The following is an 18,261-nucleotide window of genomic DNA, read 5'->3' as shown; positions in this document are numbered from 1 at the left end:
CGAAAGCACCGATAAACCGGCGACAGAACCGCCAGCGCGTGGCCGTCTCCATGCCTATTTATATATTTGCGCGTTGCAGTACGTAGTCATGTCCGAGTTCGGAGCGTTGTCGGTCGTTCCGCCGTTGCTCGCGATCGTTCTCGCGATCCTCACCCGCAAAGCGGTGTTGTCGCTGTTCCTCGGCATCTGGTCGGGTGCCGTGATATACACGGGCGGGCTCGGGATCGTCCAGACCTTCGAGTGGATCGTCGCCGCGGTCGCCGACGAGTTCCACGCGACGATCATCGTGTTCACGCTGCTGCTCGGATCGGGCGTCGCGATGGTGTGGAACCTCGGCGGGACGTACGCCGTCCGCGACTGGGCGATGAAGCGACTCGACACCCAGCGGAAGGCCGGACTCGCGGCGTGGGGACTCGGCATCCTCCTGTTTTTCGACGACTACGCGAACACCGCCATCGTCGGCTCCGCGATGAAAGACGTCTCCGACGGACTGCGGATCTCCCGCGAGAAGCTGTCGTACATCGTCGACTCCACCGCGGCACCGGTCGCGACGCTCGGGATCTCCTCGTGGGTCGCGTTTCAGCTGTCGCTCATCGTCGAGGGGTACGAGGAGGCGGGCGTCGCCGCCGCTGACCGGCCGAGCACGTTCGAGGTGTTCCTCGCCGCGATCCCGTTCAACATGTACGCGATCCTCGCGATCGTCATGGTCGTGGTCGTCGTCGGGTGGGGGCGCGACTACGGCGAGATGCTGACCGCCGAACACCGGTCGTGGACCACCGGCAAGGTGACCCGCGACGAGGCCGTTCCGATGCAGGACGTCGCGACCGAACTCGGCGATCCCCCGGCGTCGACGCCGCGGCTCGTCAACTTCTTTGCCCCCGTCGCGGCGCTGGTCGCCGTCACCCTCGCGACCGCGCTGTGGACCGGCGGCTTCTCGCCCGTGGCGTTCGCGACCGACCTCTTCACCGGAAACGCGGAGGCGGCCGGCGGAGCCCTCTGGGACGCCGCGATCGGTGCCGCCTACGAAACCGCGTTGATGATCGGCTCGTTCGCGATGGTCGCGACCGGATTCCTGCTCGGGAAGCTGTACGACGTGTTCGGCGTCGGCGACGCGACCGAGTACACGATAGACGGGTTCGGGATCATGATCACCGCGGTGTCGATCCTCGCGCTCGCGTGGGGGATCGGCGAGGTCATCTCCGCGCTCGAAACCGGGGACTACGTCGCCGAACTGACCGTCGGAGCCGTCTCGCCCGAGCTGCTCCCGGCGCTCGTGTTCGTGGTCGCCGGCTTCATCGCGTTCTCGACCGGGACCTCGTGGGGAACGATGGGCATTCTGACCCCCATCGCGATCCCCGTCGCCTGGACCATGAGCGGCGGCGGCCCCGAGGGCCACACCTTGGTCGCCGTGATGGTCGGCGTCATCTTCTCGGGGGCGATCCTCGGCGACCACAGCTCACCGATCTCGGACACCTCCGTGCTGTCCGCGACGTTCACGGGCGCGGACCTGATCGACCACGTACGAACGCAGCTGTACTACGCCGTCACGGTCGGCGTCGTCGTCGTGCTCCTCCTGCTCGTCTGGGGATACACGGGGATCACGCCGCTCGTCCTCCTCCCGATCGGCGCGGCGATGCTGGTCGGCCTCGTCTACGTCCTCTCGGAGTTCGACGCCGATCGGAAAGGGATCGATCCGGTGTCGGTCGAGGAGCCGCGTGGATCGCCTCCCGAGGACGCACCCGCCGCCGGGAGCGAGAACGGAGAGTAGTCAGTCCGTCCGTTCGCGTCCGGGCGGCACCCGCCGGGCTCGTCCGGAGCGCCTCCGCCCGATCGGCTAGATCGCGTGGATCCGTACGGTCCAGAAGTCACGAAACGCGTCCGAGAGGGCGTCTCTCGGCGCTCCCGTCGCGTCGGAGACGTCGACGTGATCGGCGTACTCCCGGACGTCGCCGAGTACGCTCCGCTCGCCGACGACTATCGTTCGGTCGACGTCGTCGACAACGGCCGCGAGCTCGGACCGGACCTTCTTCAGGTGGTCGTCGATCTGGCCCTCGCGCCGTCGCTCGAAGCGCCCCTGTGAGAACCCGCCCTTCGAGTGCGCCTCCTTGACGTCCGAGACGAACCCCTCGAAGGCGACCCGCTCGGTGCCCTCGTACGTTCCGACCGCGAAAACGTCCGAGCGAACCAACGCGAAGGCGAACCGTCCGGTCGGACGGAACCACTCGTCTCGCAGTCGGAACCGGCTCTCCCACTCGTCGAACGGATCGGGCGGGAGCGCGGGCGAGAGCGTGCCGCTGACGACGCCGGTGTCGTCCGTGACGACGACGGCGGGTGCGGCACGCCGAACCAGACGACTCCGGTCCCCGAGTCGGTCGGAGACGCTCGTCGGAACGGCGTCGTCGTCGGGAACGAACGCAGTGAGCAACCCTTCGGGATCGTCGCTTTCGATCGCCCGGAGGCGTCCGAGCACGTCATCGAGTCGATCGCCGCGGACGTCACTCACGCGACGGAACTCGACGTCCACCGCGTCGCTCTCGGCGCGAGAGATCCGATCCTCCAGCTCCTCGATCCGGTCATCGAGGCGGTTTGCGCGCTCCTCGACGCGCTGTTTGTCTGCGACGGCGTCGGACCGTCGGTCCGCTTCGGCCTCGGCGCGACGTTCGAGGTGATGGTTCCGCTCCTCCAGCTCCTCGATCCGCTCTTTCAGCTCGGCGCGACCAAGCAGCCTGTCGATCATACCGCATGACCCGTGCGCGTTCGCTTAAAGGGTACCGTCGTTAATCGCGCTACAGTGAGGGATAAGGTACCATCGTTGATCGCGCCACAGCCAGCGGATCACGCGTTCGTGAACGGCTCCCACCCTTCCCACCGGAGGAGGTTCTCCGCGCGGTCGGCGTCCGCAAGCAACACGTTCCGGCGGCCCGGGAGACGTTCGTCGGCGATATCACGGGGAACTGCCAGCGTCCCGGTCGGAACGCCGTCGTCGCCCTCGACGGGGATGTGGCCCGCGTCGAGTTTCATCACGAGCGGGGTGTCGAGCCGTTCGATCCCCGTTCCGTCCGCGTACAGTTGCTCGGTGACGTGTTCGTGGTCGGCCCGCTGCATGACGGCGCGGTCGACGTCGTGAGGTTCCACGTACAGTTCCCCCAGGTAGTAGCCGCTCGAGAAGCGTTCGAACATTCTATTCATGGTAACATTTAGCATGGGTGAGGAAAAGGGTTGCCGAAAACGTTTATATGGTCGTGCAACTCGATGGACCACCCGGGCCCGATTCGGGGCTTGATCGTCGACGTCCCATCGTTTTAACAGGTCATCGACCGAACGTCGAGATATGTACGATCGGATCCTGCTGCCGACCGATGGGACGAAGGGCGTCGACCGGGCGGTCGATCACGCGATCGACGCCGCGAATCGGTACGACGCGACGCTACACGTGCTCTTCGTCGTCGACAGCGACATCGTCAACGCGTACTCGGGCGACGAGTTCGTGGACGAGGCGGAAGGTGCCGAGTCGACGCTCGAGGACCTCGGCGACGTCGCCGTCGAGGACGTCGCGACGCGTGCCGCGGAGGCGGGCGTCGACACGGTCACGGCGGTGATCCACGGCGTGCCCCACGAGGAGATCCTCCGGTACATCGACGACGAGGAGATCGACCTCACGGTCATCGGCTCGAAGAACCGTCCCGGCGACTACCGTCGAATGCTCGGCTCCGTCACCGAGCGCGTCTCTCGCATGTCGACCGCACCGGTTAGCATCGTTAAAACGACCGTCTCCGGCTAGCCGGACCGGCGACCGCCCCCGGTCGTTCGGGTCGCATACCAGAGGCGTTACTACGCCGTCTCCCCTTCGTTCAGAGAGCGATATGATCGACTCCCTACTGCGCGTCGACCTCCTCTTGTTTCTGGTGATCGGGCTGTTCGGCGGCGCGCACTGTATCGGGATGTGTGGCCCGCTCGTCACGGTGTACGCCGGAGAGATGGCTGAGGAGCGTTCGGACTCCCGGGGCCACCTGACGACCTACGAGGTCCGACAGCACGCCCTGTTCAACCTCGGCCGAACGGTGAGCTACGCGGCTATCGGTGCCGTCTTCGGTGCGATCGGTGGCGTCGTCTTCGTCGGAACCGACACGCTCGTCGCCGTTGCGGACCCGATCCGCGGGTTCGTCGGCATCGGCGTCGGCGCGATCATCGTCGCGCTCGGCGTTCGATACGTGCTCGGGAACGCCGCACCCGGCCTTCCGGTGTCGATCGCCCCCGCGTCCCGGCTCGTCGCGTGGCTCACCCAGCGCGTGAGTCGCCTCGCCTCCGGGCCGGGCATCGTCGCGCTCGGCGGGCTCCACGGGCTGTTGCCGTGTCCGATCCTGTATCCGGCGTTCCTCTACGCGTTCGCGATGGGGGATCCGGTCGTCGGCGCGGTCGCGCTCGGCGCGCTCGGGCTCGGGACGTTCCCCGCGGTGTTCGCGTACGGGACCGTGATTGGCTCCGTCGACGCGGTCCATCGACGTCGCGTTCACCGCCTGCTGGGGGTCGCCTTCGTCGCGCTCGGCTACGTGCTGTTCGCCCACGGGCTGATGTCGTTCGGCGTCCACCTCCCGCACCCGGAGCTTCCGCACTACCAGCCGCTCGGGGGCGGGCACGCTGGCCACTGAGTCGGACGCGCTCCGCGCTCACGCTGCCGGGTCCTCTCCGCGTGCTCGCTTGAACATCGCCAGTGCGGCCTCACGGCGCTCGGAGTGGTCGACGATCGGCGACGGATAGTCGGGTGCGGCGTTCGCGCGCTGAGTCGGTGAGAGCTCGTGCCATCCGTGAACGACGTCGGCGGCGACGCCGCGGAGCTCCGGGACGTACGCCTCGATGTACTTGGCGTCGGGGTCGTAGCGTTCCCCCTGCGTCATCGGGTTGAAGATCCGGAAGTACGGCTGGGCGTCCGTGCCGGTCGAGGCCGCCCACTGCCAGCCGCCGCTATCGTTTGCGGTGTCGTGGTCGGCGAGCCGCTCCCGGAAGTGGTCGTAGCCGTGCCGCCAGTCGGCGAGCAGGTCCTTCGTCAGGAAGGAGGCGACGATCATCCGGACGCGGTTGTGCATGTACGCCTCCTCGCGGAGCTGTCGCATCCCGGCGTCGACGATGGGATACCCCGTTTCGCCGCGCTTCCACGCCGCGATCTCCTCGGGGTCGTCGCGCCAGTCGATCCCCGCCTCGTACTCCTTGTAGTCCTCCGTCACGACCTCGGGATTGTGATACAGCACCTGTATGTAGAAGTCCCGCCACGCGAGTTGCGCCCGGAACTCCTCGACGCTTTCGACCGCGTCCGCCTCGGGACGGTCGTTCGCGGCCGCCATCGCGCGCTCGATCGCGGCGTCCACCTCACGGATCCCGATCTCGCCGTACTTGAGGTACGTCGACAGCCGTGAGGTTCCCTCGCGTCCCGGGTAATCGCGGTCGGTCTCGTACGAGAACACGTCGTCGTCGAGGAACTCGTCGAGGCGTTCCCGGGCGGCGTCGGTCCCGGCGGGCGGGAGATCGACGGCCGGGTCGGTGAAGCCGAGCGCCGCTGGCGTCGGGAGATCTCCGACGCCGACCTCGAACCCGGCTTCCGACCGGACGGTCGTCGCGTCCGCGAGCCTCGACGCCGCGGCGAGCGCGGACTCCTCGGGCGTCGGCGCGGGCGCGCCCCGCTCGCGGTCGCGCCACTTCTTCCAGTAGTAGGAGTAGACGGAGTACGGGTCGCCGGCGTTCGTGCGGATGGCGTCCGGTTCGTGCCCCACGGCGTCGTGATGGGTCTCGCGGCGAGTTCCGGCGTCGTCGAGCGCCCGGCGGACGCGGGCGTCGCGCTCGCGGGCGAGTCCCGAGTAATCCCTGTTCCACACGACGCGGTCGGCGTCGAGTCCGTCGGCGAGCGCGGGGAGAACGTCACCGGGATCCCCGCGGGCGACGAGGAGATCGCTGCCGCGAGCGCGGTACCGCGACCGAAGCGCGGCCAAACCGTCGAGGAGTCGACGGACCCGGACGTCGCTCGCGTGTGCGAGCACGTCGTCGTCGAGAACGAAGACCGGTGCGACCGGTCCCGTCGCGTCTCGCTCGGACGACGCCGCGAGACCGACGTTGTCGGCGATACGCAGGTCCCGTCGATGCCAGAACAGTTCCATATCGCCCGTTCGGATGCGACGGTCCTGAAACCACCGGGACGACCCGGACGCAGACCTCGGGCGTAGACCCCGGACGCAGACCTCGGGCGTATACCCCGGACGCAGACCCCGAACGCAGACCCCGAACGCGATCAGGAGGCTCACGTCGGGGTCGCCGACGATCGTTTATCGGCTCGGCCCGTACGATCCGTATGTCGTTTCCGGTCACCTACTACTGCCCGCACTGCGGGACGCTCGTCGAACTCGATCGCCACGGCTACCTCGCCGACAAGGCGGTGACGCCGTACCCGTTCGAGGGCTGGCGATACGTCGCGCCGACGGAGCCGTTCGAGGACGCCGCCGCCGACGGCGTCAGGTTCGTCTGCGGCGAGAGCGACGGCGTCGAGTGGGATCCGGAGCGGGGTGTCTCGCCCGTCGGGAGCGAGGACGCTGGTCCTGATACGGGAGAGACGGACGCTTCCGATCGGGAGAACGACCCCGGCTGTGGCGAGCCCTTCTACCTCTCTTTCGTTCGCTACGAGGACGGTCGCGAGGTCGATCCCCGTTCGGAATCCGAACTCGTCGCGATCGATCCGGACCCCCGTCGATCGGGCCCGCGAGGCCCCGACGGTCCCGACGGCCCGAACGGTGGCGGGTTCTGGTAGCCGCGTTCCGCCCCTCCCGGATCGCCTCGTCGCCGCGTGCGAGCCGGTCTCGCGGTCGCATCGACTGAAAAACCCCTTACGCACGGAGTACGCAGGGACGGTATGGAGAGCATCAACCGGACCGCGATCGAGCTCGTCGACGAGGCGCTCGATTTCGCGGGCGAGCTCGACGTGGTCGGCTACGAACTCGACAACGGAGCGACCGTCGTCGACTTCGGGGTGGACGCCGTCGGCGGCGTCGAGGCGGGACTGCTGTTGGCCGAGATACAGACCGCCGGGCTCGCGAACGTCCGCACCCGGATGGGATCTGTCGCCGACTCGCCGCGCGGGTACGTCGAACTGTCCACCGATCACCCCGCGATCGCGCTGCTGTGTTCACAGAAGGCGGGCTGGGAGCTCGCGTTCGAGAACGGCTTCGAGGGGCTCGGCTCCGGGCCGGCCCGCGCGCTCGTCGGCCGCGAAACGGAGTTCGAACGGATCGGCTACTACGACTCCTCGGAGTTCGCGACGCTGACCGTCGAGTCGACGTCGCTGCCGGACGAGACCGTCGCCGAACACGTCGCCGAGCTCTCGGAGGTCGATCCGGAGGGCGTGTTCCTCCCGACGTACGCGACCGGCTCGACCGCGGGCTCCGTGGCGACCGCCGCACGGGCGGCCGAGCTCGCCGTCTTCCGGCTGTTCGAGATCGGTTACGAGCCGACCGACGTCCTCCACGCGTCCGGATCCGCGCCGATCGCTCCGGTCACGCGCGACGAGGACGTCGCGATGGGGCGGACCAACGATGCGTTGGCGTACGGCGGGGAGGTCCACCTCCAGGTCGCGCGCGACGACGACCGGTTCGACCGCATCGTCTCGACGGTCAGAGACGACTACGGAACGCCCTTCCTCGAGGTGTTCGAGGAGTCGGACTGGGACTTCTATTCGGTGCCCGAGAGCGTGTTCGCGCCCGCGAAGGTGACCGTCGACGTCGTCGACGGCCCGGTGTACACGGCCGGCGAGACGGACGAGGAACTGCTCGCGGAGTCGTTCGGCTACCGCTGATGCGACTCAAGCCGGTCCCGGAGCCGCCGGACGACCTCGGCGAAGTCGCCGCGTTCCAGCGGGCGGTCCCTCTGGTCCCCGGCACCGAGGACGACTGCTGTGCGCGACTCCGCGACCGGCGCGACCTCCCGAACCGGCAGGTCGCGAACGACTGGCTCGCGTTCCTTCGCGCGCTCGGACTCGCGACGGAGACCCCGAGCGGGTTCACGCGAACCGACGCGGAGCCGACGGCGGAGCGGATCCGGGACGGGCTCCGCGACGGCGTGTTGTTCGCTCCGGAGGCGATCGAGCTCCTTCGGGCGGCGTCGCACGCGGATCCCGTGACGGCGACCGACCTGTTCGAGGCGACCCGCGAGTCGGTTCCGAGACACGACCGAGCGCGGGACCCGAACTGGGAGGCCGCGTGGCGGGAGCGGGCCGACCGGCTGCTTCGATGGTTCGTGCTCGTCGATCTCGCCGAGCCCGTCGATGTCGACGCCGACGCTGGTACCGACGTCGACGCTGGTACCGACCCGGGTGCCGACGTTGGGACCGACCCGGGTGCCGCCGATCGGATCGGGACGGGATCCGCCGCGTACCTCGTCGGCGACGCGGTCCGCAGCGACGACCACCGACGGTCCCCGTGACAAGTCTTTTACTCGGAGCCGGTGAGTGGATCCACATGGGACGATTCGAGGGGCGGGACCCACCGCAGACGGTCACATACGAGCCCGCGAGCGTCAAGGATCTGCTCGTTGAGATGAAAGACACTGCGGAACTGCTCATCGATCTGTCGTACTCCGCGGTCCTCCACGGAAGCCCCACGGTGGCACAGGAGGTCATCAAGCTCGAGAACAAGATGGACGTCCTCCAGATGCGGGCACGGATGAGCCTGATGCTGGCCGCTCGGAACCCCAACGAGGCCGAGAAACTCGCACCCGTGCTCGGGGTCGTCGCCGCCGCCGACAAGGTGTCCGACGCCGCCGGCGACATCGCGAAGATCGTGTTAGAGGAGATCGGGCTGCCGGATGCCATGCGCGGCGCGCTCTCCGAGGGCGTCGAAACGCTGGTCCGCGGGACCGTCGACGTCGACTCCGTGTACGCCGGCCGAACGCTGAAGGACATCGACATGGAGTCGAAGACCGGCGTCCGCGTGATCGCCATCCGTCGCGACGACGACTGGATCCTCAATCCGGGTCCGAACACCCGGATCGAGGGCGAAGACGTGGTCCTCCTTCGCGGCCCCGAGGCGAGCGTTTCGGATCTACACCCCGAACTGATCGGCGAGCCGTTCGATCCGGCCGAACCGGACGACCCCGCGATCGACGATCTGGAGCGTGCGGTCGACTCCATCGTGTTGATGAAGAATCTCTCCGAACTCGCAGTCGATCTGGCGTACGGCTCCGTCCTCTTCGACAACGAGGAGTTGGCAGAGGAGGTGAGCAACCTCGAAGTGGAGGTCGACGCGCTCCAGTCGCGGTTCGAGGCGTGGACGCTCCGCGCCGCAAAGGAGGCCGACGACCCCGTCTCCCTGCGCGGACTCATCCACCTCGGCGTCGCGACCGAGGAGATCTCCGACGCCGCACTCGAGATCACCGAGGGCGTGGTCCGGGACCTGGAGGTCCATCCGGTCGTCGAGATGGCCGTCAAGGAGTCCGACGAGATCATCACTCGGACGACGATCGGGGAGGGAAGCGAGCTCGCGGGGACGCGGGTCGCCGGCGGCGTTCCCACGACCGACGTCTCGACGAGCGTGCTCGCGATCCGCCGCCCTGACGAGGGGTGGCTGGTCGGCCCCGACATCGACACGACGCTCAGCGTCGGGGACGTCGTCATCTCGAAGGGGACGCGGACGTCGGCCGCCGAGTTCAACGAACTGGCGGCGTAGGCCGCCCCGGCGTCCGATGGGCCGATCGATCCGCCCGCTTTTGGCGTCCCGGACCCGAGGCCGGGTATGGAGGGTCCCGTGGACCGAGACGGTACCGACTGTCGAACGGATCGAGTCCGAGCCGAACGAACCGTTCGCGCGTACTACGAGGCCATCGACGCCGACGAGTACGACCGACTGATCGACCTCCTCGATCCGGCGTTCGTCCACGACCGTCCGGACCTGACGCTCGACGGTCGCGACCGGTTCGTCGCGTTCATGCGCGACGAGCGACCGATGACGGACACGGACCACGTCGTCGACCGCGTGTACACGAACGGCACCGGTGTGGCCGTTCGGGGGCGACTGCTCGACGCCGACGGCGCGGAGCTGTTCGGGTACGTCGACGTGTTCGCGCTCGGCGGAGACGGACGGGCGATAACGCGACTGGAGACGTACGTCTCGACGGAGTAGCGATCGACCGTCCGGATGCGACGCGAGGCGTGCTCGCCCCCGAAGCGTCACGCTTTATCGGGCGGGCCGCCTGTCTCCACCGATGAGCGTTCCCTGTGTCGCCGTCGATCGCGAGCGCGGCGAGGCCGTCCGGACGCGGCTCGCCGACGCCGGCGTCCTCGACGGCGACCACGAGATCGACGTCGTCGACGACACCATCTACCTCCCCGTGACGGAGCCGAGCGCGGTTCCCGCGGCGTTTCGCGACCGGGTCGTCGAGCGCGACCCCGACGAGCGCGACCGGCCGCGCACGCCCGCCGAGATACTCGGGGACGAGCCGTCGCTGGAGCGGCTCGGCGAGCTCGTCATCATCGACGAGGACGACGAGGACCGCGCCCGCGAGATCGCCGACGCGGTGATGGCGTCGGACGTCCCCTGCGAGACCGTCATCAATCGCGCCTCGCCGATCGAGGGCGAACTGCGCGTGCGTCGGTGGGAGGTGCTGGCCGGGGACGGCACCGAAACCGTCCACCGCGAGTACGGTCACGAGTTCCTGCTCGACGTCGCGGAGGTGTACTTCTCGCCGCGGCTCGCGACCGAACGACGCCGGATCGTCGAGACGGTCGAGCCCGGCGAGACCGTCATCGACATGTTCGCGGGCGTCGGCCCCTACGCCATCCCGATGGCTGCTCGCGGCGCTGACGTCGTCGCCTGCGACCTCAACGAACGGGCGATCGAGTACCTGCGGGAGAACGCCGAGCGGAACGGCGTCGCCGATCGGATCACCGCGATCGCTGGCGACGTCCGGGCGGTCGCGGACGAGTACGCCGACACCGCCGATCGGCTCGTGATGAACCTCCCGCACTCCGCCGACGAGTTCCTCGACACCGCGGTGCGGCTGGCGGGCGAGGAGTGTCTCGTTCACTACTACGACATCCAACACGAGGACGACCCGTTCGGACCCGGCATCGAGGCGATCCGCGAGGCGGCCGGCGAGGCGTACGACGTCGACGTCGAGACCGAACACGTCGTTCGCTCGTACGCGCCCCACGAGTACAACGTCCGACTGGACGTTCGGCTGACTCGTCGGTGAGGTCGTCCATCCGTCTCGGCGACGGATCGAGAAAACCGCCCACCGCACCCGGAGGGAGGCCGGGTCGGTCGGTGTGGGGCCCGTCACATGACAAGAGGTCGCGGCCGGTTGGACCGTCGGACCAGAGGCGATTTGGCGCGTGGCACGTCGAAGACGTGAATCACGTCGGCCGCGATGGATCGCGACAGTGAATCGGTCGACGACGGCGGGGCGTGGGGAGTCCCCGCCGACGTGACCGCTCGCCCGGTACGGGCTCCGACCGGGCAGACACCACCGAGGGAGTCGATCCCCGCCGTCTCGGCACGCGAGTGGTGTTGTCGATGTCCGATCGAAGTCCGAGCTACTATTTAGGTTTTGTCCTTATATACGTCATATTATATTTCGATCGGTGGCGTGATTCGCGATATAATACGTCATATATGTTTAAAAACGGGTTGGTGGTGGACGGCGATCGTCCGTCGGTCGTCGTCGACGACTCCGGACCGGTCGTGTGGCGATCGTGTGTCCCCCTCACACGAGAGGACCCGACAGCGTGCCTCCGTTTCGGAACCCTTATTTTCCTCTTCGGGATACGTGTGAGTGAGCGCCGGAGTAGCTCAGCTGGCAGAGCGATTCCTTCGTAAGGAATAGGTCGAGGGTTCAAATCCCTCCTCCGGCTTGGAACTTTTAGTTCAAAGCCGTGCGGTGGGGCGGCTTCAGATTCTAAACTTCAGCCGTTGGCTCCGGCCACCGGAAACGGGGGTGTTGCCGCGTGACGGACCTCGGTCGCGACGCCTGGAGCCGACTCCTCGCGCAGCTCGACGACCCGCCGGTCGGCACCGTCGCCGAGGCGCTCGCCGACGCGCGAGACGTCGAGATCGGCGCCGCGTACGACGCCGTTGAGGCCGCGATCGACGACGGGACCCTCGTCGAGGAGGACACCGGCGGTGCCTTCGACACCGTCCGACTCGCCGACGAAACCCCGGAACCGCCGGAACCGGCCGATATGGAATCCCGAGGAGCCGGTTCTCCCGACGACGACCCCCAGGGTAAAACCGACCAAACCACCGAGGAGGAGGCGGTCGAGGCGTTCGACGACGCGATCGGTTGGTTCTCCCGGCAGCTCGACGCCGATCTCCCCGAGGAGGTCGAGCACGCGACGCCCCGGGACTACTACCGCGACGTCCGGGGTTGGGAGGAGGAGACGATCGACACGAAACGGCTGGGCTACGCCCCGGCCGACACCCGAGACCAGCTCCTCGTCTACCTACACGGCCGAGGATACGACCGCGAGACGATCCTCGCGACGGGCCTCTTTCGCGAGTGGGGGGACGGGAACCTCTCGGCGACGTGGTCCGGTCGGTACGTCCTCCCGTATTTCGACGAGGGCGGCCGCGCCGTGTTCGCGATTACGCGGGCCCTCGACCCGGCCCACCCGGCCGACTGGGCGGGCCGGTACGGTGAGGAGGACGACCCAGCAAAGTACCACAAGATCGCGGTCTCCCGCGACGAGGTCGTCGTCGAGGAGCCGATTTACGGTCTCGACACCGTCCGCGAGGGCGAGCCGGTCATAATCACCGAGGGTATCGCCGACGCGATCACGGCCCACCAAAACGGGATCCCAGCCCTCTCCCCGGTTACGACCACGTTCAAGAAAAGCGACCGTGAGGACCTCCTCGACGTCCTACAGGCGTATGAGGCCCCCCGAGTCTATGTCGTTCAAGACGCCGAGGAGCCCTCCTCCGCGATCGACGAAAACGACCGGCTAACACTCCCCCAGTACGGCGAGGGTCTCCGAGGCGCCGTCTCGACGGGCGCGTTCCTCGCCGAGGCCGGCGTCGACGCGCGGATCGCGGAGCTGCCGCGGCCCGGTCTCTCGAAGGTCGACCTCGACGATTACCTTATCGAGTGGGGGGGCGACCTCGGTCCCGTCCTCGCGGCCGCGGTCCGTGCGACGGACCACCCGGCCCATACCGAGCCGTCGAGCAGCTCCTCGCGGGACGACACCGAGGACCGAGACACGTCGACGGTCTCGTCCTCCGACGGCCGGTCGGCGCTATTCGACCTCGACATTACCGACGTCACAGGCCTAAGTGAGGGTGACCGTGGGAAGAACCCGCTCGGACACCACGGTGAAAGTGAGAATTACTTTGTCGTCGACGACGACGAGCTCGCGACCGATTTCAAGTATGGAGTTAGTTACAACGCGCTTACGTACATCCTGGTCGAGGCCGACGAACGTCGCGCCGACGCCCCCGACGGGAGCCTCGACGACGACGAGGTCTTTACAGCATGGAAACACGCAAAAGACGAGAGTTACGTCTCGGACGACGACCCGGTCCCGTACCGCGGTCTTATCGGTGTCGCCGTCGAGGACGGCCTCGTCGACGACGACGAGCTCGTCCGCCGTGATAGTGACACCGGCGGGGTCGTCCACAATCGGGAGGACCACGACGGGACCACGTACCGGGCGCTGCCGTCGGGCGCGTATAACCAGCTCCTCGACCACATCTCCGAGGAGTACGACGTCGATCCCGGCCGCGAGCCGGCGGGCGGGTTCGACGACGAGGACGACGACGGCGAGGAGTGGCGCGACGACCCGCGAGAGGTCGGCGCGACCGTCGACCCCCGTCGTGCGTGGGACGCTGCCGGCCGTGTGACGCCCGACGAGGTCGAGGACCTCGACGCCGCCGCGAACGCCCCCGAACGCTTCGCGTGTCCCGCGACCGGCGAGGCCGTCGACGTCGTCCGCGCTGTCGCCGTCGAGGAGGGGCTCGTCGGCGCGTGCGACGACGCGCTCGACGCCGAATACCCCGAAGCCTATACCCTCGCCCGCGAGGAGTACGGCGCCCCGCTTCCCGAATACTACACGACGACCGACGCGATCGCCGAATTCGACGCCGTCCTCGACGTGATCGGCGAGGTTTCGTTTTTCCACCTCGACGAGGACGCCCTCGCGACCGAGATCACGGCGACCGGTGACGACGTCTCCGGCGAGGCTGTCCGGGCGCTCGATCCCGCGTGGCGCGACTCTGAAAGCGGGGAGTCGGTCCTCGTGTTCGACAGCGGTACGATCTGGGACGCCGATTCAATGCGTGTCGTCGACATTCTCCGGTTTGTGGCGCTCGACAGCGGCTTCCTCAACGACCCTCGCGAGGTGCTGAAAGGGTCCGACTTTACCGACGCGTACGGCCTCGCCCGTGAGGAGTACGGCGCGCCGCTCCCCCGCTGGGAGCCGGCCGAGGACGGCGCCCGCGAGATAACGCCCCAGCTGCCGCCGAGCGACGAGCTCGTCGACGCGCGGGACGTCGAGGGGGTCGACCCCGACGCGCTGGAGGACGCCCGTGAGGACGTCGAGGCGCTCCTCGGCGAGGCGACAGCCGACGACGACGCGCCGACCGTCGTCACGGCGCTGCCGGCGACCGGGAAAACGACCGGCACCGTCAAAACGGCGAGAAACAGGCCGCTGTCGTACCTTGCGCCGCGAAAGGAGCTTCAGGCGCAGGCGCTCGACAAGGCCGACCGCTGGGGCGTCGACGCCGAGGTCCTCCCCGTATTCTCCGAGGAGCGCGTTCGCGACGGAGTCCTCGCCGCCGCCGTCTCTCATGTTCGCGAGGCCGGAAAGACGCGGCTCCGCGACCGGTGGGCGATCCTGTCCGCCGCGTTCGACGAGCTGGAGGAGGCGGACGCCGACGACGTCGATGCGAGCGATATATTCGACGACGCCGAGGCGGACGGCGACGCACCCGAGCTTGACCGGCCGACGTGCGACACCGCCGAGGGCGACCACGGCGTCGCGTGGGCGCTCGCCGTCCACGTCGCCCGGCGTCTCGGCTACACGCCGCGAGAGATCCACCAACAGGCGCAGGGGCTATTTGGTGCGCCGCTGCCGTGTTCCGACCACGAGGAGGACGGCGATCGGTGCGAATACGGCGAGGGGTGGGACCGTGTCACCGACGCCGACGCGGCGGCCGATCTCCTCGTCGGGAGCTACATACACGCTCACGTCGCGAGCGTCCGGACGCATTTCTCCCGCGCCGCGGACGGGAGTGTCGACGCCGAGCCGCGGGCCGTCGTCCTCGACGAGTTCCCCGGCGAGGCGTTCGTCTCCGAGTTCGGCGAGACCGCCGAGGACTTCGCGACGTGGCTCGCCGGGTGCCTCCGGGAGGACGTCGACGACCGCCGTGATATGCTGGAGGCGGACCTCGCCGCCGACGGGTGGGTCCGGGCGTGGCTCGACGGCCGCGCCGCCGAGGCCGACCCCGGCGTCGACGACGCGATCGCGACGCTCGGCCGGACAAAGGAGCTCCTCGACGCTCGCGACGAGGCCGCGGAGATCCTCACCGAGGTCGACCGCGACACCCTGGAGGCGCTCAGTCTCCGCGAGCCGCTGGCGGCGGTCGTCGACGGGAAGGCCGATCCCGCCGAGGCTTACGACGAGCTCGTCGCCGCGATCGGTGCGGTCGACGTCCAGCAACCGGCGTCCGGGCTCGCCGGGTGGGCCGACGACGCCGTCCGCGAGCCGCTGGAGCGTGCGACGGACGGCGGGCTCGTCTCTCCGACGCCCGACGCTGTCGACGCCGAGACGCTGCCCGTGGCGGACGACCTGCGGGCGCTCGTCGCCGACGCTGCCGACGCCGCTCGCGACGGTCGCGAGGGCGCCCGGGCCGTCCTCGACGCCGCCGTGACGGCGCTGCGGGGCGGTGGGGAGGGCTGCCGGCGGCTCGCCGCGTGGGCCGACGACGGCTACGCACACCCCGACGCGCACCACATCCTCGGTGCCGTCGTTGAGCCGGAGCCGGAGCGCGTCCATACCTCAAAGTGGGCGTTCGACCCCGACGCGACCGACGGGACCGTCGTCGACGTCGCCGAGACGGGCGAGCGTGCGCGGACCGTCCTCGACCGGAATGGACACGGCGCACGGCTTCATACGCCGCCCGCACGGACCGACGCTGCCGGCGAGGACGTGCCGCTCGTCGGGCTCGACGCAACCGGGCGCGCGCCGCTGTGGTCCGTCGCGCTCGGCGAGGAGGTCGACACCGACGACATCCACGACACCGCTCGCGAACGCGCGGAGTTCCTAGAGGAGGCGCTTGATCTCCGTGTCCTACAGGCGGACGACCGGCCGCGGCCCTACTCCGGCGATCCCGAGACGAAAGACACCGACGGCGACGCCGCGCTCTTAGAGGCGATCGCCGACGAGTACGCCGGGATCGACGCGCCACGCCAGCGCGGCGAGGAGGCCGTCGAGGTCGGGCGTCCCGCGGCGATCACGACGAAAGGCGTCCGCGAGGTGCTGGAGGACGACGCACGGCTCGACGACGTCGTCTCCGCGTGGGATCACTACGGCAACGTCACCGGGTCGAACGACCTCGGCGACCACCGCCTCGCGGCCGTCCTCGGGTCGCAGCACTACGGCGACGACGCGATCGAACGGTTCTGTGCGCTCGCCGGTGAGGAGGTCAACACCGACCGCGACCGTGGGCGCGGCGCCGATCTCGACTACGGCAGCCCGCTCGCGAACACCTACCTCCAGCACATGCGCGATGACCAAACCACGCAGGCGATCCTCCGGTTCGCGCGGGGTGACAGCGGGGCGACCGTCGTCGCGCGGACCTCGGCGCTGCGGGACGATCTCCCCGTCGTCGGTCGCGGGCAGGTCGTCGAGACCTGGAGCGACACCGCGACTGCCGTCGCACGGGAGTACCGCCGCCTCGGCGGCGAGTTCACGATCGGCGACGTCGCCGACGCGGTCGACGTCACCCGGCGACAGGTTCGGCGGGTCCTCGCCGAGCTCGCCGAGGCCGGCTACCTGCGGCGCGTCGACGGTGGCCCGGGCGTCGCGAACGTGTACGAGCCCGCGGACACGCCAGGTGCCGGTGAGGTTGACCTCCCCGATCGGGGCGATGCGATCCGCGCCGAAGGCGGACGCGCCGCACATACCCAATACTATACGTGGAATGTCCGGGTGTTCGGGGGTGAAACGCCCTCGGGTACAGCTCGCAGCACACCGGAAGTGCGACAGCGGGGCGCTCCTCCCTCGCCGACCGCCGTCGAGGGTGCTCTAGGGGACTAAGCCCCGATATCAAAACGAGTCAGTCGCCCTCGGGTGAAGCGACAGCTCTAGCAAAGCAGGTATATCCCTCTCTGGGATACATTCTTATCCCTCCAGCAACGAAGGTGGTGTATGGCGGTTGAACACGACGAAGAACCTGATGGAGTCGTCCTTGGCAACGGCGACACGCTCTCAGAACGCGTCTCTGAGATCGATCTGGAAGAAGAAGAGACGTGTTCGACTGACGAGATGCGGGACTTACTCGACCTCTAATACGCGTGGCGGGCGTTGACTCGGTGGAACTTGTTGAGAAGTGGGTACAGAAGGATCTTTCTCGCTCAATATTTACAGATGAAGAGAAAAGGCGGGTACTGGACGATATCGACAAGATCGAAGAGGACCTCACCCTTTGGGATCGCGACCTGCTGAAATGTGTCTCCATCGTCAAAGAGATTGACTCGGTGACGGTATATCGAAGCAAACCCGGCGATCTTCGTTCATACTTTATCAGAGAAGAGAACACGCTCTACTGCATCGGCGTGGGAAAACGAAGAACGACCTACGATCGCGATCTCGGCACTATGGAGGGGAGGGCGATCGACTATAAGGAGTGATCAGGGGCGGGGTTATGTGTCCCGGGGGACCCACAAATTTGAAGCGAATACCTTAGTGTAATCTCGCAATCTCATAGCTAAGCGCGCGCGTTACATTACAATATAATGTGTACCTGCTGCGCCCTCCCAATACGCAAAACAAAAACGAATAATCGGTAGCCTGCGGCATGATCAGTTAGAGATAGGTGTAAAAATGATCGAGGTTATTGGATCCCACTCGACTCGACAGAACCACCGACCGAATACGCGGCGTATTCGACCGTAATCTTCTTCATAAAGAGACGTCTCTCCTCGTGTGACCCCGTCGCTGCCGGCGTGTGCCGCTGTTGGTCACCATGCGCGACGAACGCAAACACAGCTGTCCGATTGCCGTAGCAGGGCGGGCTCACT

At 67.9% G+C, this 18,261-nt stretch carries 15 protein-coding genes and 1 tRNA gene; 13 read left to right on the top strand and 3 right to left on the bottom strand.

Annotation, left to right across the window (positions count from 1 at the left end; translation table 11 throughout):
• Positions 1 to 88: 88 nt before the first annotated feature.
• A complete protein-coding gene (locus ACNSN7_RS04015) occupies positions 89 to 1,768 on the top strand; it encodes a Na+/H+ antiporter NhaC family protein (RefSeq protein WP_418280843.1) in 1,680 nt (559 codons plus the stop codon).
• Positions 1,769 to 1,834: 66 nt separating this feature from the next.
• On the opposite strand, the gene ACNSN7_RS04010 is transcribed toward ACNSN7_RS04015, so the two are convergent.
• Positions 1,835 to 2,737, bottom strand: a complete 903-nt coding sequence (locus ACNSN7_RS04010) for a Vms1/Ankzf1 family peptidyl-tRNA hydrolase (RefSeq protein WP_418280842.1) — start codon at positions 2,735 to 2,737, stop codon at positions 1,835 to 1,837.
• A 98-nt stretch (positions 2,738 to 2,835) separates the two neighbouring features.
• Positions 2,836 to 3,180, bottom strand: coding sequence for a DUF5802 family protein (locus ACNSN7_RS04005; RefSeq protein ID WP_418280975.1), 345 nt, complete (start codon positions 3,178 to 3,180; stop codon positions 2,836 to 2,838).
• Positions 3,181 to 3,331: 151 nt separating this feature from the next.
• Between ACNSN7_RS04005 and ACNSN7_RS04000 the strand changes: the two genes are divergently transcribed.
• Together ACNSN7_RS04000 and ACNSN7_RS03995 are read left to right on the top strand one after the other, a co-directional pair.
• Positions 3,332 to 3,781, top strand: coding sequence for a universal stress protein (locus ACNSN7_RS04000; RefSeq protein WP_418280840.1), 450 nt, complete (start codon positions 3,332 to 3,334; stop codon positions 3,779 to 3,781).
• A gap of 82 nt (positions 3,782 to 3,863) precedes the next feature.
• Positions 3,864 to 4,649, top strand: coding sequence for a sulfite exporter TauE/SafE family protein (locus tag ACNSN7_RS03995; protein WP_418280838.1), 786 nt, complete (start codon positions 3,864 to 3,866; stop codon positions 4,647 to 4,649).
• An 18-nt stretch (positions 4,650 to 4,667) separates the two neighbouring features.
• On the opposite strand, the gene ACNSN7_RS03990 is transcribed toward ACNSN7_RS03995, so the two are convergent.
• Positions 4,668 to 6,146, bottom strand: coding sequence for a cryptochrome/photolyase family protein (locus ACNSN7_RS03990; RefSeq protein WP_418280837.1), 1,479 nt, complete (start codon positions 6,144 to 6,146; stop codon positions 4,668 to 4,670).
• Between the two features lie 191 nt (positions 6,147 to 6,337).
• Here ACNSN7_RS03990 and ACNSN7_RS03985 point away from each other — a divergent pair, with 191 nt between their 5' ends.
• The 10 genes from ACNSN7_RS03985 (at position 6,338) to ACNSN7_RS03940 (ending at position 17,871) form a co-directional block, all read left to right on the top strand.
• Positions 6,338 to 6,790 (top strand): DUF7969 family protein, encoded by a 453-nt coding sequence (locus ACNSN7_RS03985; protein ID WP_418280836.1) that lies wholly within the window; start codon positions 6,338 to 6,340, stop codon positions 6,788 to 6,790.
• A gap of 102 nt (positions 6,791 to 6,892) precedes the next feature.
• Entirely contained in the window at positions 6,893 to 7,831 is a 939-nt protein-coding gene (gene mch / locus ACNSN7_RS03980; protein ID WP_418280835.1) for a methenyltetrahydromethanopterin cyclohydrolase, read from the top strand.
• The gene (locus ACNSN7_RS03975; protein WP_418280834.1) at positions 7,831 to 8,457 is read left to right on the top strand and encodes a double winged helix-containing putative transcriptional regulator; all 627 of its coding nucleotides are present in this window, start codon (positions 7,831 to 7,833) and stop codon (positions 8,455 to 8,457) included. Before mch ends, ACNSN7_RS03975 begins: the two co-directional genes overlap by 1 nt.
• A gap of 35 nt (positions 8,458 to 8,492) precedes the next feature.
• Positions 8,493 to 9,698: a potassium channel family protein gene (locus ACNSN7_RS03970; protein ID WP_418280833.1), complete on the top strand. Its 1,206-nt coding sequence runs from the start codon at positions 8,493 to 8,495 to the stop codon at positions 9,696 to 9,698.
• Positions 9,699 to 9,764: 66 nt separating this feature from the next.
• On the top strand, positions 9,765 to 10,151 hold the full coding sequence (locus tag ACNSN7_RS03965; protein ID WP_418280832.1) for a nuclear transport factor 2 family protein: 387 nt from the start codon (positions 9,765 to 9,767) through the stop codon (positions 10,149 to 10,151).
• 82 nt (positions 10,152 to 10,233) lie between these two features.
• On the top strand, positions 10,234 to 11,223 hold the full coding sequence (locus ACNSN7_RS03960) for a class I SAM-dependent methyltransferase (RefSeq protein ID WP_418280830.1): 990 nt from the start codon (positions 10,234 to 10,236) through the stop codon (positions 11,221 to 11,223).
• A 585-nt stretch (positions 11,224 to 11,808) separates the two neighbouring features.
• Positions 11,809 to 11,881, top strand: a tRNA-Thr gene (locus ACNSN7_RS03955).
• A gap of 93 nt (positions 11,882 to 11,974) precedes the next feature.
• Entirely contained in the window at positions 11,975 to 17,278 is a 5,304-nt protein-coding gene (locus ACNSN7_RS03950; protein WP_418280829.1) for a hypothetical protein, read from the top strand.
• Positions 17,279 to 17,389: 111 nt separating this feature from the next.
• Positions 17,390 to 17,530 carry a hypothetical protein gene (locus ACNSN7_RS03945; RefSeq protein ID WP_418280827.1) on the top strand — a complete coding sequence of 47 codons (141 nt, stop codon included), beginning with the start codon at positions 17,390 to 17,392 and terminating at the stop codon, positions 17,528 to 17,530.
• Between the two features lie 5 nt (positions 17,531 to 17,535).
• Positions 17,536 to 17,871, top strand: a complete 336-nt coding sequence (locus ACNSN7_RS03940; protein ID WP_418280826.1) for a hypothetical protein — start codon at positions 17,536 to 17,538, stop codon at positions 17,869 to 17,871.
• Positions 17,872 to 18,261 lie beyond the last annotated feature (390 nt).

Origin of the sequence: Halorubrum rarum (genome assembly GCF_048380895.1) — an archaeon.
GTDB lineage: Archaea > Halobacteriota > Halobacteria > Halobacteriales > Haloferacaceae > Halorubrum.
This window is presented reverse-complemented; position numbering and strand designations above follow the sequence as displayed.

Coding starts and splice junctions, on each gene's coding strand:
- ACNSN7_RS04015 (WP_418280843.1), top strand. CDS start 89: ATGTCCGAGTTCGGAGCGTTGTCGGTCGTTCCGCCGTTGCTCGCGATC.
- ACNSN7_RS04010 (WP_418280842.1), bottom strand. CDS start 2,737: ATGATCGACAGGCTGCTTGGTCGCGCCGAGCTGAAAGAGCGGATCGAG.
- ACNSN7_RS04005 (WP_418280975.1), bottom strand. CDS start 3,180: ATGTTCGAACGCTTCTCGAGCGGCTACTACCTGGGGGAACTGTACGTG.
- ACNSN7_RS04000 (WP_418280840.1), top strand. CDS start 3,332: ATGTACGATCGGATCCTGCTGCCGACCGATGGGACGAAGGGCGTCGAC.
- ACNSN7_RS03995 (WP_418280838.1), top strand. CDS start 3,864: ATGATCGACTCCCTACTGCGCGTCGACCTCCTCTTGTTTCTGGTGATC.
- ACNSN7_RS03990 (WP_418280837.1), bottom strand. CDS start 6,146: ATGGAACTGTTCTGGCATCGACGGGACCTGCGTATCGCCGACAACGTC.
- ACNSN7_RS03985 (WP_418280836.1), top strand. CDS start 6,338: ATGTCGTTTCCGGTCACCTACTACTGCCCGCACTGCGGGACGCTCGTC.
- mch (WP_418280835.1), top strand. CDS start 6,893: ATGGAGAGCATCAACCGGACCGCGATCGAGCTCGTCGACGAGGCGCTC.
- ACNSN7_RS03975 (WP_418280834.1), top strand. CDS start 7,831: ATGCGACTCAAGCCGGTCCCGGAGCCGCCGGACGACCTCGGCGAAGTC.
- ACNSN7_RS03970 (WP_418280833.1), top strand. CDS start 8,493: ATGGGACGATTCGAGGGGCGGGACCCACCGCAGACGGTCACATACGAG.
- ACNSN7_RS03965 (WP_418280832.1), top strand. CDS start 9,765: ATGGAGGGTCCCGTGGACCGAGACGGTACCGACTGTCGAACGGATCGA.
- ACNSN7_RS03960 (WP_418280830.1), top strand. CDS start 10,234: ATGAGCGTTCCCTGTGTCGCCGTCGATCGCGAGCGCGGCGAGGCCGTC.
- ACNSN7_RS03945 (WP_418280827.1), top strand. CDS start 17,390: ATGGCGGTTGAACACGACGAAGAACCTGATGGAGTCGTCCTTGGCAAC.